This is a genomic window from Pseudomonas sp. R2-7-07 (assembly GCF_003852355.1).
GTDB lineage: Bacteria > Pseudomonadota > Gammaproteobacteria > Pseudomonadales > Pseudomonadaceae > Aquipseudomonas.
The window spans coordinates 916,069-931,449 of sequence record NZ_CP027759.1 but is presented as its reverse complement, the minus strand read 5'-3'; the positions used below and the strand labels follow the sequence as shown (position 1 = coordinate 931,449).

General features: G+C 56.6%; 14 protein-coding genes and 4 tRNA genes. 6 read left to right on the top strand and 12 right to left on the bottom strand.

Annotated elements, in window-relative coordinates; all coding sequences use genetic code 11:
- The first annotated feature begins 1 nt into the window (after window position 1).
- Together C4J86_RS04010 and C4J86_RS04005 are read left to right on the top strand one after the other, a co-directional pair.
- Window positions 2–382, top strand: coding sequence for a hypothetical protein (locus C4J86_RS04010; protein ID WP_124369547.1), 381 nt, complete (start codon window positions 2–4; stop codon window positions 380–382).
- Window positions 379–1,893: a conjugal transfer protein TraG N-terminal domain-containing protein gene (locus C4J86_RS04005; RefSeq protein WP_124369546.1), complete on the top strand. Its 1,515-nt coding sequence runs from the start codon at window positions 379–381 to the stop codon at window positions 1,891–1,893. Before C4J86_RS04010 ends, C4J86_RS04005 begins: the two co-directional genes overlap by 4 nt.
- A gap of 31 nt (window positions 1,894–1,924) precedes the next feature.
- On the opposite strand, the gene C4J86_RS04000 is transcribed toward C4J86_RS04005, so the two are convergent.
- Together C4J86_RS04000 and C4J86_RS03995 are read right to left on the bottom strand one after the other, a co-directional pair.
- Entirely contained in the window at window positions 1,925–2,248 is a 324-nt protein-coding gene (locus C4J86_RS04000; protein WP_124369545.1) for a hypothetical protein, read from the bottom strand.
- A gap of 381 nt (window positions 2,249–2,629) precedes the next feature.
- Entirely contained in the window at window positions 2,630–3,037 is a 408-nt protein-coding gene (locus C4J86_RS03995) for a hypothetical protein (protein WP_177413155.1), read from the bottom strand.
- Window positions 3,038–3,175: 138 nt separating this feature from the next.
- Here C4J86_RS03995 and mobH point away from each other — a divergent pair, with 138 nt between their 5' ends.
- Window positions 3,176–5,062, top strand: coding sequence for a MobH family relaxase (mobH, locus tag C4J86_RS03990; protein WP_124372387.1), 1,887 nt, complete (start codon window positions 3,176–3,178; stop codon window positions 5,060–5,062).
- Complete coding sequence (gene xerC, locus C4J86_RS03985) at window positions 5,059–6,378, top strand: tyrosine recombinase XerC (RefSeq protein ID WP_124369544.1); 1,320 nt, start codon at window positions 5,059–5,061, stop codon at window positions 6,376–6,378. The genes mobH and xerC overlap by 4 nt, the downstream gene beginning before the upstream one ends.
- A 170-nt stretch (window positions 6,379–6,548) precedes the next feature.
- On the opposite strand, the gene C4J86_RS03980 is transcribed toward xerC, so the two are convergent.
- The 7 genes from C4J86_RS03980 to rluD form a co-directional block, all read right to left on the bottom strand.
- Window positions 6,549–6,625: transfer RNA gene (locus C4J86_RS03980), tRNA-Pro, on the bottom strand.
- Between the two features lie 188 nt (window positions 6,626–6,813).
- Window positions 6,814–6,889: transfer RNA gene (locus C4J86_RS03975), tRNA-Lys, on the bottom strand.
- Window positions 6,890–6,894: 5 nt separating this feature from the next.
- Window positions 6,895–6,971 (bottom strand) — tRNA-Pro (locus tag C4J86_RS03970).
- A gap of 9 nt (window positions 6,972–6,980) precedes the next feature.
- Window positions 6,981–7,056 (bottom strand) — tRNA-Asn (locus C4J86_RS03965).
- A gap of 303 nt (window positions 7,057–7,359) precedes the next feature.
- A complete protein-coding gene (gene clpB, locus C4J86_RS03960) occupies window positions 7,360–9,924 on the bottom strand; it encodes an ATP-dependent chaperone ClpB (RefSeq protein WP_124361235.1) in 2,565 nt (854 codons plus the stop codon).
- Between the two features lie 131 nt (window positions 9,925–10,055).
- A complete protein-coding gene (pgeF, locus tag C4J86_RS03955; protein ID WP_124369543.1) occupies window positions 10,056–10,781 on the bottom strand; it encodes a peptidoglycan editing factor PgeF in 726 nt (241 codons plus the stop codon).
- Window positions 10,778–11,740 (bottom strand): 23S rRNA pseudouridine(1911/1915/1917) synthase RluD, encoded by a 963-nt coding sequence (gene rluD / locus C4J86_RS03950; protein ID WP_016976299.1) that lies wholly within the window; start codon window positions 11,738–11,740, stop codon window positions 10,778–10,780. The genes pgeF and rluD overlap by 4 nt, the downstream gene beginning before the upstream one ends.
- A gap of 149 nt (window positions 11,741–11,889) precedes the next feature.
- On the opposite strand from rluD, the gene C4J86_RS03945 reads away from it, so the two are divergent.
- On the top strand, window positions 11,890–12,915 hold the full coding sequence (locus C4J86_RS03945) for an outer membrane protein assembly factor BamD (protein WP_124369542.1): 1,026 nt from the start codon (window positions 11,890–11,892) through the stop codon (window positions 12,913–12,915).
- Window positions 12,916–13,041: 126 nt separating this feature from the next.
- The gene (locus tag C4J86_RS03940) at window positions 13,042–13,275 is read left to right on the top strand and encodes a PP0621 family protein (protein ID WP_124369541.1); all 234 of its coding nucleotides are present in this window, start codon (window positions 13,042–13,044) and stop codon (window positions 13,273–13,275) included.
- On the opposite strand, the gene thiO is transcribed toward C4J86_RS03940, so the two are convergent.
- The 3 genes from thiO to C4J86_RS03925 form a co-directional block, all read right to left on the bottom strand.
- Entirely contained in the window at window positions 13,262–14,371 is a 1,110-nt protein-coding gene (gene thiO, locus C4J86_RS03935; RefSeq protein WP_124369540.1) for a glycine oxidase ThiO, read from the bottom strand. The genes C4J86_RS03940 and thiO overlap by 14 nt on opposite strands.
- A 62-nt stretch (window positions 14,372–14,433) precedes the next feature.
- Window positions 14,434–14,835 (bottom strand): type IV pilin protein, encoded by a 402-nt coding sequence (locus C4J86_RS03930; protein WP_124369539.1) that lies wholly within the window; start codon window positions 14,833–14,835, stop codon window positions 14,434–14,436.
- Between the two features lie 11 nt (window positions 14,836–14,846).
- A complete protein-coding gene (locus C4J86_RS03925; RefSeq protein ID WP_256681382.1) occupies window positions 14,847–15,377 on the bottom strand; it encodes a PilX N-terminal domain-containing pilus assembly protein in 531 nt (176 codons plus the stop codon).
- Window positions 15,378–15,381: the final 4 nt, after the last annotated feature.

Genomic DNA, 15,381 nt, shown 5'->3' with positions numbered 1-15,381 from the left:
CATGACCGATATGCCGGAGCCTGTCACCGCCTCCAATCGCTCGCTGGTTCGACGAACCGGGAGGAGCATTCTGCTTGTTCTGGGTGTTTTGCTCGCGACTACCGCCCTCGTAGTACTACTCAGCGCTGTCTTGATGAACATGTTCGACAGCGCTGAGCAATGGCAAGCCTGGCGTACCGACCACTACTGGCCGCTCTTCACCTGGCGCCTGGTGCTTTATATCGCGCTGTCCGTTGCCTGGTTCAAATTCAAGGCAGGGTTATCGAACTCAGAACGCTCGAAACGGCGCAAAGGTCTGTTGAAGATCGAGGCAATGGTGTTCCTATTATTTCTGATGGTTGAGCTGAGCAAGGTGCTGTATGAGGCAGGGGGTGACTTGTGACGCTCTACACCAATGATTATTTGGAGTACTACCTGACGTTGGTCGGTTGGATCATCAACAATGGTATCTGGGCGATGATTTCAGATACGGGCCTATTCGCCCTGCCCTTCTGCATCATCGTTATTCGAGAGTGGCTGAAAGTCCGTGGTGAGGGGGCTGATGAGGGCAACAAAGGCGTTCTCTCACTGGCACGTATCGAGACCAATATCTATGTTGGCTACATCGTCGTCGCATTCTTCGCTGTACCAGCCGTCAATGTGAGTTTTGATACCTTGGCATTCGACCAGAGTAGAGCTCAGCAATGTCAATACAACTTACCTAAACCCACAGACACAGGCTGGAACACAACATTCAGCTCACTGGCAGGAAAGAGCGCCCAGATGCCCATGTGGTGGGCGTTAATGCATGCATTATCAAAGGGGTTAACCAGTGGCGCGGTCGCAGCAATTCCTTGCGGAACTGATTTGCGACAAGTACGCATGGAAGTTAGCAACACCAAGATCAACAACCCACTATTGGCTCAAGAAATTGGGGACTTCACGCACGATTGCTACGGCCCCTCCCGTGCTAGACTATTCATGCGTCAACCTGAACTGGGCGCGCAAGGGAATGACCCTCGTTTTGCGCAAGAACTCAGCTGGATTGGTTCTCACTTCTTATTGAACACCTCGGGGTATTACGACACGGACTACTCCAAAACTCCAAGGACTTCTTGGCCTTATAACGCATCTCGCGATGTGGGTTTACCAGAAGTGAGTGGAGGTGGCGGCTATCCAACATGCAAACAATGGTGGTCGGATAGCGGAGTGGGGCTGCAGGATCGTATCAAGGCTCAAGTGTCGCCGGACCTCCTGACCAAAATGCTCGGCTGGGCAAAGTGGCTATCCCCGGAAGAAGTGACTGACTCGCTTGTCCGGCAACTGGTCTCGCCGTCGAACCAGGTGAAAGGGGATGTTTATACGGATTACGGGGGGCAAATCAACGGAACCGTGTGGAATGGAGCAGCCCGGGCAGCGGGGACTCTCGGAGTTGCATTAGGATCTATGGCCTATTTCCCAGCGATGGACATGGTTCGCCAAGCGCTACCGATGGTCATGGCGTTCTTGAAAATGGCGATGGTGATTTGCATTCCATTGGTGCTAATTGTCGGGGCTTACCAACTAAAAGTGGCCATGACTATGTCCGTTGTTTTTTTCGCTCTGATATTCGTGGACTTCTGGTTTCAACTGGCTAGATGGGTCGATACCACAATACTGGACGCTTTATATGGAGCCGGCTCTCCGCATTTATCATTTGATCCTGTGATGGGTTTGAACACTGCCACCCAGGACGCAATTTTAAACTTCGTGATGGGCTCGATGTTCATCATCCTGCCAGTGTTTTGGATAGGCGCGCTGGGATGGGCAGGGGTGAGCGCAGGAAAAGCGTTGGAAGGCCTTACCAGCGGAACAAAAGATGTTCAAAAGGCAGGTCAGGAAGGGGTGAATACTGTCAAACGTAGCGTTATGTAACGTAAGGGTCTCATATCATTATATGAGTCCCTTAATCATCGTCGTCTACACGTTGACCAGCAACATAGTACCCATAGCCATCGGGGCCATAACATTGACCGTACTCTATTTGGTTTCTGCGAGGCGTAGGTTTGTGATTCAACGCCCAGAGCCCTCCACCCAAAACCAAGGTAAATACTGCAACGCTGATAATTCCGCTGAAAATGTCTGCAGAAAAATATAGGAGCACGGCAGCTACAACCAGACGCTTGACCCAACGCAGGGTACGGTTCTGACTGCACCAAACGAGGCGCGCAACCTGACCCAGGCCATAGCCTAAGCGACTTGCTACTCCCTGAGAGGTCTGTGCGGTCATGGTGCGTCTCCTTCTTACCCGATCTAGGGGCGATTTGACATTACTTATAATACCGATTTTTCTCTGCTGCAAGATCATGAGACAAACGGCCCTTGCCTTGCACCAGAAGCCCGCCCTTTTTCACAGCAAAATGGCCCAAAGGGTAAAAGGTTTTGTAGAAGCGAATGGAATGGTTAACAAGGGTAAAAGCCTTACCCGAAAGGGCCGCTTTCAGCGGAAAAAAGGACTAATCCCATCAACGCATCTCCCGAGTCGAATAAATTTCAACTAACTCGTCTTCTGTAAAATTACTAAGCAATGAAAAGTATTCAGCTCTGGACTCAACCGTCAACGGCTGGATAGAACCTAAATCAATAAGAGTTGAAACTGCCTCGTCAGGAGTCATTTCGCTAGTGAGTGAGCTCTCTGCTCAGAGTAATAAACCTTGTCTGACGCAATAGCTACATCCAGCAAGTCTCGTACTTCACCATAACGAGCGGGACGCGCAGCGGTTAAAAACACCCCATCAAAAACGACCAAGACGCTGTCAACGTGAGGAATAATATATTTAGCTAAGGCGACAACCAAAGGAAGGTTGTTGTCCCACCTTGCTTCTTCATCGTCAAGATCATTCCCTACGCTAGCAAAAAGAATGATCTCATCACACTTATTGTCACGTATCAAATCACAAAGTGCCCAAACATTATCTGAGGTTGATTTCGTAGCGTAGCGAAGTGAAACCATCATTTTTTCCTGACATGGTCGATCTGCGGCACCGTACCTTAGGCCGAAATGACGATAATTCTGCATTCCTTTCTCCGTCACCACCATAGAAAGATGGCTTTTCGCCAAAAGAAATACCCGAGACCACCAGTGATCCTTTCCCCTTGCTCGCCCCCCTTTGGATAGGAGAAAAGCATGGCCCATGAATCATTTATGGAGCAGGCGATGTTCTCTATTTTCCGCCGCAATAAAGCGCTACCCGCCCAAAGCCCCTCCCCTAACGGTTTTATACAGCCGGCCTCTAGCCAAGCACTACTGGCATCGCCACGCCGTCAGAAACTACTGGAGAACATTTGGCAGCGCGCATCGTTATCTCGCTCACAGTTTGTCGAGCTCTATCGGCGTCCACTTGAGCGCTACGCGGAGTTGGTCCAGCAGCTCCCTGCTTCGCAAAACCACCATCATGCACACCCTGGCGGCATGCTGGATCACGGACTTGAAATCGTCGCCTATGCCTTGAAGATTCGACAGAGCTACCTGCTGCCTATAGGCGCACCGCCGGAATCCCAATCAGCACAGGCTGAGGCCTGGACTGCCGCCGCGGCTTATGGCGCTTTGATACACGACCTGGGCAAGATCGCTGTCGACGTGCACGTCGAGTTGATAGGAGGGAAAACCTGGCACCCCTGGCACGGTCCAATCGATCGTCCCTATCGATTCCGCTACGTGAAAGGACGCAATTACCAACTTCACGGAGCCGCTGCCGCACTGATCTACGCGCAGATCCTCTCCTCAGAAATCTTAGATTGGCTCAGTAATTTCCCCGAAGTGTGGTCGCAGTTAATCTTCATTTTGGTTGGTCAGTACGAACATGCCGGCATTTTGGGCGAGATCGTGGTCAAGGCCGATCAGGCGTCCGTCGCACAGGAACTCGGAGGAAATCCAGCCCGCGCGCTGTCCGCGCCCAAACAGTCTTTGCAGCGTCAATTGGCAGATGGGTTGCGTCACTTGGTCCGAGATACATTCAAACTGAATCAACCCGATGGACCGTCAGATGGATGGCTGACACAGGATGCTCTTTGGCTGGTTAGCAAGCCTATTGCTGATCAATTGCGAGCCTATTTGCTGACCCAAGGCGTTGAGGGTGTACCCAGTTCGAATGCACCTTTCTTCAACATGCTGCAAGATCAGGGGGTGATCCAGACCAATGCCCAAGACAAGGCGGTCTGGAAAGCCACGATAGACAATGGTCGTGGCTGGCGAAACACCTTCACCCTGCTGAAGCTCTCACCGGCGCTGATCTGGAATGATCCAAATGATCGGCCCACAGCTTACCTGGGGACGCTTGAAGTAGAAGCTGGCAATCCGGCAGAAGACTCTGCAGCTGAAAATAACGTCACCTCACCGGCAAAAAATTTGCCTTCGGACATTCAATCCAGCTCTAAGTCGGCGCCTTTAGCACCGGCACAGCCATCGCCGTTCGAACTCCCGCAGCATTTCTCGAGCAGTAACGAGGAATTTGACGAGCTACTGGCGCTCCTTGGTAACATCAATGAGCCATCAGAAGACACCAAGAACAAAGAGGTCTCAGCGGCACATACCGCGCCTCCGAAACTGGATGACATCCAGCCTTCCCAAACCTCCAATCAAGGAGGTGCGCCTCTAGCAATAATCGAAGAAGTCACCCCGATGCCTAGCAATAACACCGAGATCGGTCAGGGATTTGTTGAATGGCTTAAGAAAGGCATCGCATCCCGGACCATCATTATCAACGATACCAAAGCGTTGGTTCATACCGTAGCAGGGACCGCTATGCTGGTAACGCCTGGAATTTTCAAACGCTACGTCCTTGAATTCCCCCATATCGAACAGCAAGCCAAAGTACAGCAAGTCAGCGCCTGGCAGCTGGTTCAACGTAGTTTCGAGAAACAGAAACTTCATCGAAAAACGCATAAGAGTCTGAATATTTGGACCTGTGACGTTGTTGGACCTCGAAAATCCAAGCAGCTCAAGGGGTACTTACTACTAGACCCGCGAACAATCTTCTCTGAGGTCCCCTTCGACAATATCAGCCTGTCCTTGAAGTCAGAAGCAACGGAGCCGCCACAATGACGACGCCCTCGAATCTGACGGAGGAATACATCTTTGCCCATGATCTGCGGCCTGCCAGTGCAAAGATCTATCGTGCCTCGACCAAAGCACTACTTAAGCATTTCCGAACGGCCTCAGTTGAGGAGATCGATCATCGTGCGATTCTGACATGGCGAAAAAAAGTATTTGAGAACGGATTATCCAAACGCAGCTGGAACACCTATTCAAATCACCTTCGAACTGTTTGGGGCTACGCCATAGAACACGGCCTGATGACCCATACCACGATCAACCCATTCAAGAAAACCAGCGTTATCCCACCAAAGCGAGCCAGCAAGACAATCAATGGAGACGCCATCCAACGAGCACGCAACTGGCTCATATCCCTTGTAGGCCAAGAACGTTGTACGCATGAACGTAGCCAGATCACACCAGCCTGGTTCTGGCTCAGCGTCTTCGAGATGTTTTATTACACAGGCATACGTCTGAACGCCCTGCTGTGCCTTCGCTACAGAGATATCGACTGGGGCAACCAGATGATCTTGGTCCGCGCTGAAACAGAGAAGACCCATCGGGAGTTTTTCCTACCCATTATGGAAGGACTAGCTCCGCACCTATCCAGGATCCTGGGGGAGGCCGAGAAAATCGGATTTTCACCAGACGATCAGCTGTTCAACGTCAACAGGTTCTCCCGTCACTACCATGGCAAGGAAATGAACATCGACCAGGTAGAGTCAATGTACGGCAAACTCACCGATAAGATCGGCGTGCGCATGACCCCTCACCGTTTCAGGCACACATTAGCAACAGACTTGATGAAGCAGCCTGAGCGAAACATCCATCTCACGAAAAGCTTGCTGAATCACTCGAATCTCGCGACAACGATGAATTACATTGAGGCAGACTACGACCATATGCGTGCTGTTCTGCATGAGCGAAGCCTGGCTCAGGGCGCTCTAAGCCGAGTGAGACGGGTTGATCCAAGTGGCACACCCTCTGCCCCCTTACCCGCCAACATAGGTGTGCATTCACAGGACACCGCTCAACCAGAGCCCAAGAAGCTGCCAGCTCCACAACAATCTAGCAGCACAGAGATCAGTATTGATCGGCCGACCAAGTCGACTGGCCGAAGCGCGCTACAGAGGGCTCTCGAGCTCGCATCTGCGCAACTGCATCGCGAGTCAATGACATGCTCTATGGACCCACCAGTAGATCAAGTAGAGCAGAGTCTACTATTGACGCTAATGGCGAGCGGGCTTGGTGTCGGCACATTCAGGAAACGCACCTCGACTGAGCATTCAATGCGAAGCTCATCCTTTTCTCGAGCATCGCCCTAGTACGCTTATAATCAAAGCGCACTGGCTATAGGGGATTCTGGTTGGCCAGAGGCTTTCGCTTGCCCGGAATAAAGCACTAGGTCGAGATCCGTATTTTTTTCAGACGAACGGTACGACTTTGCTCAAGGCACAAAAAAAGGCGCCATAAAGACGCCTTTTTTCATTAAATATGGTCGGGGTAGGGGGATTCGAACTCCCGACATCCTGCTCCCAAAGCAGGCGCGCTACCGGACTGCGCTATACCCCGGAATGCGCATCGCAAAACCGACGCACATTGACATCATGACGAACCGAAACTACTGTTCGCCTCAGACGGCTGCATGTCTACGGCGATATCTAAGTGCTGTAACACTTTCCAAAACCGTAAAACCGCCTCTATCAGAGCTTCAACCTCTGATTCTAAGATTTGATTCCAGCGTTAACTGGTCTCAAAAATGGTGGGTCGTGTGGGATTCGAACCTACGACCAATTGGTTAAAAGCCAACTGCTCTACCAACTGAGCTAACGACCCAAATATGGTCGGGGTAGGGGGATTCGAACTCCCGACATCCTGCTCCCAAAGCAGGCGCGCTACCGGACTGCGCTATACCCCGGTTTGAAATTGGCTCCGTGACCAGGACTCGAACCTGGGACCCAATGATTAACAGTCATTTGCTCTACCGACTGAGCTATCACGGAACTACATATTTCAAAGTGCAACTTTTACTGCGGTACTACCTTCTCTTCGACCCTGTCCGTATCGCTACGTTAGCGTCTCTGAGGCGCGCTATTCTACAATCTTAAAAACCCCTGTCAACCCTTTAAATTGCTTTTAAGACAATGATTTGCGCTTCTTTCTGATTTCTTCTTGGGGAGAAGAAACCCGTGGGCTGACGTTGCTGCGGGGCGCACTTTACAAGCCTTTGCCTTACAGTTCAACGCCCTATCGAAAAAAAAGGCCCCGCAATGCGGGGCCTCCTCTTTTAGCACTGGCTGCCGGGCTTAATGGAAGACGATTTCGTCGTTCTCCACCGTCGCCTTGACGGGAGTGCCGGGCATAAAGCTGCCCGACAGGATCAGCTGTGCCAGCGGGTTTTCGATCCAGCGCTGGATCGCACGCTTCAACGGCCGTGCGCCATACACCGGGTCGTAACCCACCGCGATCAGCTTGTCCAACGCCTCGCTGCTCAGCTCCAGCGCCAGTTCGCGCTCGGCCAGGCGTGCACGCAGGCGTCCCAACTGGATCTCGGTGATACCCGCAATCTGATCCCGGGCCAAAGGCTCGAAGATCACCACTTCATCCACCCTGTTGATAAATTCCGGGCGGAAGTGCGAGGTCAGCGCATCCATCACCGCTGCCCGCTGGGCCTCGCGATCGCCCACCAACTCCTGGATCTGCGCCGAGCCCAGGTTAGAGGTCATCACAATCACCGTGTTGCGGAAATCCACTGTACGGCCGTGGCTGTCGGTCAGGCGGCCGTCCTCGAGCACTTGCAACAGGATGTTGAACACATCCGGGTGCGCCTTCTCGACCTCGTCCAGCAAGATCACCGAGTAAGGCTTACGCCGCACGGCCTCGGTCAGGTAACCGCCCTCCTCGTAGCCCACATAGCCTGGTGGGGCGCCGATCAGGCGCGCCACCGAGTGTTTCTCCATGAACTCGGACATGTCGATGCGCACCATCGCCTCTTCAGTATCGAAGAGGAATTCGGCCAAGGCCTTGCACAGCTCGGTCTTACCCACGCCGGTCGGGCCGAGGAACATGAACGAACCACTTGGGCGATTCGGGTCGGACAACCCGGCGCGGGTACGCCGCACCGCATTGGACACCGCCACCACGGCCTCTTCCTGGCCAATAACGCGCTGGTGCAACAGGCTTTCCATCTTCAGCAGCTTGTCGCGTTCGCCCTCAAGCATTTTCGACACAGGAATGCCGGTCCACTTGGAGACCACCTCGGCTATTTCTTCCTCGGTCACCTTGCTGCGCAGCAACTGGTTCTCACTGTGCCCGTGCTGGTCGACCATCTGCAGGCTGCGTTCCAGGTCCGGGATCACCCCGTACTGCAACTCGGCCATGCGGTTCAGGTCGCCCTTGCGGCGCGCGGCTTCCAGCTCCTGGCGCGACTGCTCGATCTTCTGCTGGATCTGCGCCGAACCCTGCACTTCGGCTTTTTCCGAGGTCCAGATTTCTTCGAGGTCCGAATACTCCCGCTCCAGGCGGACGATTTCTTCCTGGAGTTTTTCCAGACGTTTCTTCGCCGCCTCATCCTCTTCTTTCTTCAGCGCCTGGGATTCGACTTTCAGTTGAATCAGGCGGCGATCCAGACGGTCGAGCACTTCCGGCTTGGAGTCGATCTCCATGCGAATCCGGCTGGCCGCTTCGTCGATTAAATCGATGGCCTTGTCGGGCAATTGACGATCGGTGATATAGCGATGGCTCAACTTGGCCGCCGCAATGATCGCGCCGTCGGTGATCGCGACTTTATGGTGAACCTCATAGCGCTCTTTCAGGCCACGCAGGATGGCGATGGTGTCCTCTTCGCTGGGTTCTTCCACCAGCACTTTCTGGAAACGCCGCTCCAGCGCCGCGTCTTTTTCAATGTACTGACGGTATTCGTTGAGCGTGGTGGCACCGACGCAATGCAACTCGCCTCGCGCCAGGGCAGGCTTGAGCATATTGCCGGCATCCATGGAGCCCTCGCCCTTACCGGCGCCGACCATGGTGTGCAGTTCGTCGATAAACAGAATGATCTGCCCTTCCTGCTTGGACAATTCATTGAGCAGGGATTTGAGGCGTTCTTCGAACTCGCCACGGAACTTGGCGCCGGCGATCAGCGAGCCCATGTCCAGGGACAGCAGGCGCTTGCCTTTCAGGCCGTCCGGCACTTCGCCATTGATGATGCGCTGGGCCAGGCCCTCGGCGATGGCGGTTTTACCCACGCCAGGCTCACCGATCAGCACGGGGTTGTTCTTGGTACGGCGTTGCAGCACCTGGATGGTGCGCCGAATTTCGTCGTCACGGCCGATGACCGGGTCAAGCTTGCCCTCTTCGGCGCGCTTGGTCAGGTCAACGGTGTATTTATCCAGGGCTTGGCGCGACTCCTCGTGGTTGGGGTCATTCACCGCCTCGCCGCCGCGCAGATTGTTGATGGCGTTTTCCAGGGCTTTCTTGCTCACACCCTGGCCCAGCAACAATTTGCCGAGCTTGCTGTTGTCGTCCATGGCGGCGAGCAGCACGAGCTCGCTGGAGATGAACTGGTCACCTTTCTGTTGGGCCAGGCGGTCAGCCTGGTTCAGCAGGCGCGCCAGGTCCTGGGACATATTCACGTCGCCGGTAGGATTCTGGATTTTCGGCAGTTGGTCGAGCTCTTTGCTCAACTCCTTGCGCAGGCTGTTAATGTCAAAGCCCACCTGCATCAACAAGGGCTTGATAGAACCACCTTGTTGCTCCAGGAGCGCCTGCATCAAGTGCGCAGGTTCAATTGCCGGGTGGTCGAGACCGACCGCCAGGGATTGGGAGTCCGATAAGGCCAACTGCAATTTGCTGGTTAAACGATCAATACGCATAAGTCACCTTCCTTTTGAGCAGGCCGGAGCTGTAGAAACATCCTGAATGAAGAAACCTGCCAGATACCCCTATAGATGGGGTGGATTCTGGGGGATTCAAGCAGCGGATGGTTGATACAGATCAGGACAGTCTAGCGTTCGAGCCAGATAAGGGAGGCGAATCGGCCCGTGCGTGGGCTGCGGCGATAGGAAAAGAAGCGCGGGTCGGTCACGGTGCACAAACCGCCACCATACACAGCGCTAATGCCCCGCGCAGCGAGGCGCAGACGAGCAAGCTGATAGATATCGGCCATGAACTTGCCGGGATTACGGCTGGGCACGAAGGCTCGGGCAGTCACGGGCAGTTGTTGCATGAAGGCTTCACGCACCTCGGGGCCGACCTCAAAGGCCTGCGGACCAATGGCCGGGCCGAGCCAGACCAGCACGTCGGCGGGGTCGCAACCCAGGCTGTCGAAGGCTGCCTCCAGCACCCCGGCCGCGAGCCCACGCCAACCGGCATGCGCCGCCGCTACTCGGGTGCCCGCTCGATTGCAGAACAATGCAGGCAGGCAATCAGCCGTCATCGCGGTGCAGGCGATACCGGGTGTGCTGGTCCAACTGCCATCCGCTTCGGCGATACGGCCCGGGTCGGCCTCGACCACAGTGGTCCCGTGGACTTGGCGCAACCAAGCCGGCTGGATACCGAAGGCATCGGTAAGACGGCGACGATTTTCCAGGACCGCCTCAAGGCTGTCCTCGACGTGATCGCCCAGGTTGAGGCTGTCGAACGGCGCCACACTGACGCCGCCCGCACGGGTAGTGACGCGGGCTTTGACCTGAGACGGCGCGGGCCAGTCAGGAATCAGCCAGTCACTCATCCGATAAACGCCTCGCGATCCTGCTTGAGCAGCGACAACAACCAGACCAGATCATCTGGAAGCGGCGATTCCCAGCTCATGCGCTTACCGCTCGTCGGATGATCCAGTTCCAGGAAGCGTGCATGCAGCGCCTGGCGCGGGAACGTCTTGAGCGATTCAACCATGGTCTGGCTGGCCGCCGGCGGAATACGGAAGCGACCACCGTAGGCCGGATCGCCGACCAACGGGAAGTTGATGTGGGCCATGTGCACGCGGATCTGGTGGGTACGACCGGTTTCCAGCTTGACCCGCACGTGCGTGTGGGAACGGAAACGCTCCAGCACGCGATAGTGGCTGACGGCCTGCTTGCCGCCCTCCATCACCGCCATGCGCTGGCGCTGCTGGCCGTGACGACCGATTGGGGCGTTGATCTTGCCCCCGGCCACCACGACGCCGATCACGATGCACTCGTAGATCCGGCTGACGCTGCGACTCTGCAATTGAGTAACCAGTTGCGTCTGCGCCTGAATGGTCTTGGCCACCACCATCAGGCCGGTGGTGTCCTTGTCCAGACGGTGCACGATGCCGCAGCGCGGCACATTGATGATGTCCGGTACGTGGTGCAACAGGGCATTGAGCAAGGTGCCATCAGCGTGCCCGGCAGCCGGGTGAACCACCAGGCCTGCGGGTTTGTTGATGACCAGGATGTCGTCGTCTTCATAGACGATATCCAGCTCGATGTCCTGGGCGACCCATTCTCCCTGGGCTTCCTGCTCGGCAGTTAGCTCAAGAATCGCACCGCCATGCACTATGTCTCGCGGGCGGATAACCGCTCCATCCACAGTCAGGCGGCCGTCTTTGATCCAGGCGGAAAGGCGCGAGCGCGAGTGCTCAGCGAATAATTGTGCGGCGACTTGATCGAGGCGTTGGCCGCCCAATTCGGACGGCACCTCTGCGCGAAGTTCAATTTTATCGGACATGCTCAGACTAGGCGTGGCACAGCCTTTGGTTTCGGCTGCGCGCTTGTGGTTAAATACGGCGTCTTTTGCCCCGAGGCTTTCAACGGGGCGCTCATCATAACAGGACGGCCCCGCCCAAGACAGCGGCCGTCATAGGGACGCAAGCCGCCATGCAAGTGAAACACCTGCTGCTGATCGCCATCCTCGCCATGACTGCTGCTTGCTCGTCAACCAAGGAGGTCGTCGACGAAAACCTGAGCGAAGTCGAGCTGTACCAGCAAGCTCAGACAGACCTGGACAATAATAGCTACACCAGCGCCACAGCGAAGCTGAAGGCCCTGGAGTCGCGCTATCCGTTCGGACGCTATGCCGACCAGGCCCAGCTCGAGCTGATCTACGCCAACTATAAAAACGCCGAGCCGGAAGCAGCCAAGTCCGCTGCCGAGCGTTTTATCCGCCTGCACCCGCAGCATCCGAACGTGGACTACGCCTACTACATGAAGGGCCTGACCTCGTTCGACCAGGACGTCGGCCTGCTGGCGCGCTTCCTGCCGCTGGACATGACCAAGCGTGACCCGGGCGCTGCCCGCGACTCCTACAACGAGTTCGCCCAGCTGACCAGCCGCTACCCGAACAGCCGCTACGCGCCGGACGCCAAGCAGCGCATGATCTACCTGCGCAACCTGCTGGCTTCCTACGAGATCCACGTGGCCCACTACTACCTGACCCGTCAGGCGTACGTGGCCGCCGCCAACCGTGGCCGCTACGTGGTGGAGAACTTCCAGGAAACCCCTTCGGTGGGTGACGGCCTGGCCGTGATGACCGAGGCTTACCAGCGCCTGCACCTGGACGAACTGGCAGGCACCAGCCTGGAAACCCTCAAGCTCAACTACCCGGACCACCCAAGCCTGAAAGACGGCCAGTTCGTGCCTCAGGTTGACGAAGCCGACAACCGTTCGTGGCTGAGCAAGTACACCCTGGGCCTGATCGAGTCCCGTCCACCGCTGCCACCGGGTGAAACACGCGCCAACCAGGACGTGATCAAGCAGTACCAGGACGCCAAGGACGCGATTCCTTCGGATCTCAAGCCGCACGACGAGAACGGCGACGTGATCGAAGAGGAAGAGCCGCAAGCCCTGGGCAACAACCAGGACCGCTCGTGGTTCAGCTACATGACCTTCGGTGTGTTCGACTGACCGTTCGACGCAACGCAAAAGGGAGCTCTCAGGAGCTCCCTTTTTCATGGGCGAGTATTTATTGCGCTGTGCGCCCATGGCGACCTTGGCTAAACTGGCGCATTCCTCATTGAGAAACTGCCCATCATGCTCCGTCTATTGTTCTGGATCGCCGTCATTGCCGCTGCGGTATGGCTCTGGCGCAAATTTAAAAGCCCTGCGGCCGGCCAATCCCGTACCGGCGAACCCAATGCCGCACTGATGGTGCGTTGCGCCCATTGCGGCGTGCATGTGCCGCAGGATCGTGCGCTGAGCTCGGGCCAGCAATGGTATTGCACCCAGGCGCACCTGCAGCAAGGGCCGAAGTCTATCCAGCGTTAAGTCGACCGGCGGGCGCGTAAGGTGCCGGGTCGATGATCGGTGCCTGCCCCAGCAACAAGTCGGCAAACAACTGGCAGGACGCCGGGGCAAGCACCAGGCCGTTGCGGTAGTGCCCGCAATTGAGCCACAGGCCTTTGAAGCCGGGCACCTCGCCGATATAAGGGATGCCTTCCGGCGAGCCGGGCCGCAACCCCGCCCAATGCCCCACCACCTCGGCGTCCGCCAGGGCGGGAAGCAGTTCCACCGCAGAAGCCTTGAGACTTTCGAGTGCGGTTTCGGTCGGCGTTTTATCGAACCCCTCATGCTCCAGGGTGCTGCCAATCAGAATGTGCCCATCCCGTCGCGGGATCGCATAGCGTCCTTTGGCCAGGACCATACTCGATAAAAAATCAGGCGCGCATTTGTAGAGGATCATCTGGCCCTTTACCGGCTCCACGGGCAGCGCCAAGCCCAGTTTTCCCAGCAACGCCCCGCTCCAGGCACCGGCCGCAAGCACCACCTGATCACCCGTGATGGCGCCAGCAGACGTATTCACGCCCACCACAGTGCCGCCTTCCACGATAAATCCAGCGACCTCGCACTGCTCGTGAATCGTCACACCGGGCAGCGCCGACAACGCCGCCTTGAGTGATTTGACCAGGCGCGGATTGCGCACATTGGCCACGTCGGCCATGTAGATCGCCCGCGAATAACCGCCGCCCAGCACCGGGACCGCGTCATGGGCGGCCGACACGTCCACTTTGCTCAAGGGCCGGCCTTCACGCGCAGCCCAGGCCAGAGCCTCGGCTTCGTCATCCAGGTCGAGCCAATACAGGCCCGTGGTATGAACCTCAGGATCAACCCCGGTCGCGGCGAACAGCCGTTGCGCCAGCTGCGGGTAGAAATCCTGGGACCAGTGGGCCAAGGCAGTCACCGCCGGGCTATAGCGCCACGGGTACAACGGCGAAACAATTCCGCCGCCGGCCCAGGATGATTCCTGCCCAAGCCCGGCGCGCTCCAGCAATATGACCGCCAGCCCCCGGTTCGCCAGGTTGTATGCCGTCAACAAGCCAATCACTCCGCCGCCGACAATCACTACTCGCTGTTGCTTAGCCATCATTTGATCCAGCCGATAAAAAGGGAAAAGCGCGCCCGGCGCCCATTCATCCAGTACTCTCATCACTGCCCCCAGCATGCCTTGAGCGACATCTCTGGCGGCGCTCCCGGATTGCTCCGCATGCCGGTGCTGGTCAAGCTGAACCGGCCACAGGCGTCGTCCGCCATGACAGAGCCCGTGGCAGGCGTGGCCAGCAAGGCAAAGTCCTGAGGGTTCAAGACTGAGCTGATTCTATAGTGATCGTTGCCTGTACTGACGCCGCTTGCATCAATATAAGTGCCGTTGCGCGTGTAAAAACGCTCCAGGTACTGAGCTTGCTCGGCCAGCAGCGCGACGATCTGCACCCGGTGGACCTTTTTCACCTGGACGGTATATGCGGGGTAAGCGATCCCGCCCAGCAACGCAATGATCGCCACGGCGATCAATAATTCGATCAGGGTAAAGCCCTGGCTATCCATGCCCATTCGATTGCTCCTTATTGAAGTTGCCGCCATAAGACTCGCCGAAACCGTTCGCCGTCGCCCTCCTCCACCCGCGCATACACAGCCTCCAGCACGGTGCGCGATCGGCCACCCAGCCCGACGGCCGTCACCCGGAAGAGCGCGGCTGGGGCATACGGCGGCAAATGTGCCTGGCCCGAACCCACGCCCAAGGATTGAACGCCATACACCCCGTCCTTGAACGCCACCCACGTCACCGCCGAGACCGGATTGTGTCCGGCGCCCACCACCGATGAAGCTTCATCGGGCGGCGCGCAACTAATGATCGACTGGCAAACCGGCATCACCTGCCCGCCCCTGCGCACCGCCGACTCCCCCAGCCGCAGGCCACTTTCAGCCGTCTGGAACGATTGATTACGCTGCCACAGGCTATTAGCCGCCTTCTGCTGAGCGAGCGCGCCCTGCATCGACGACAACCCCACCAGTGACAACAACAGCAGAAATACCAGGCTGATCAGCAATACCATCCCCGCCTGCCGCACCTGGCTACACCGCATCATCGTCATCGCC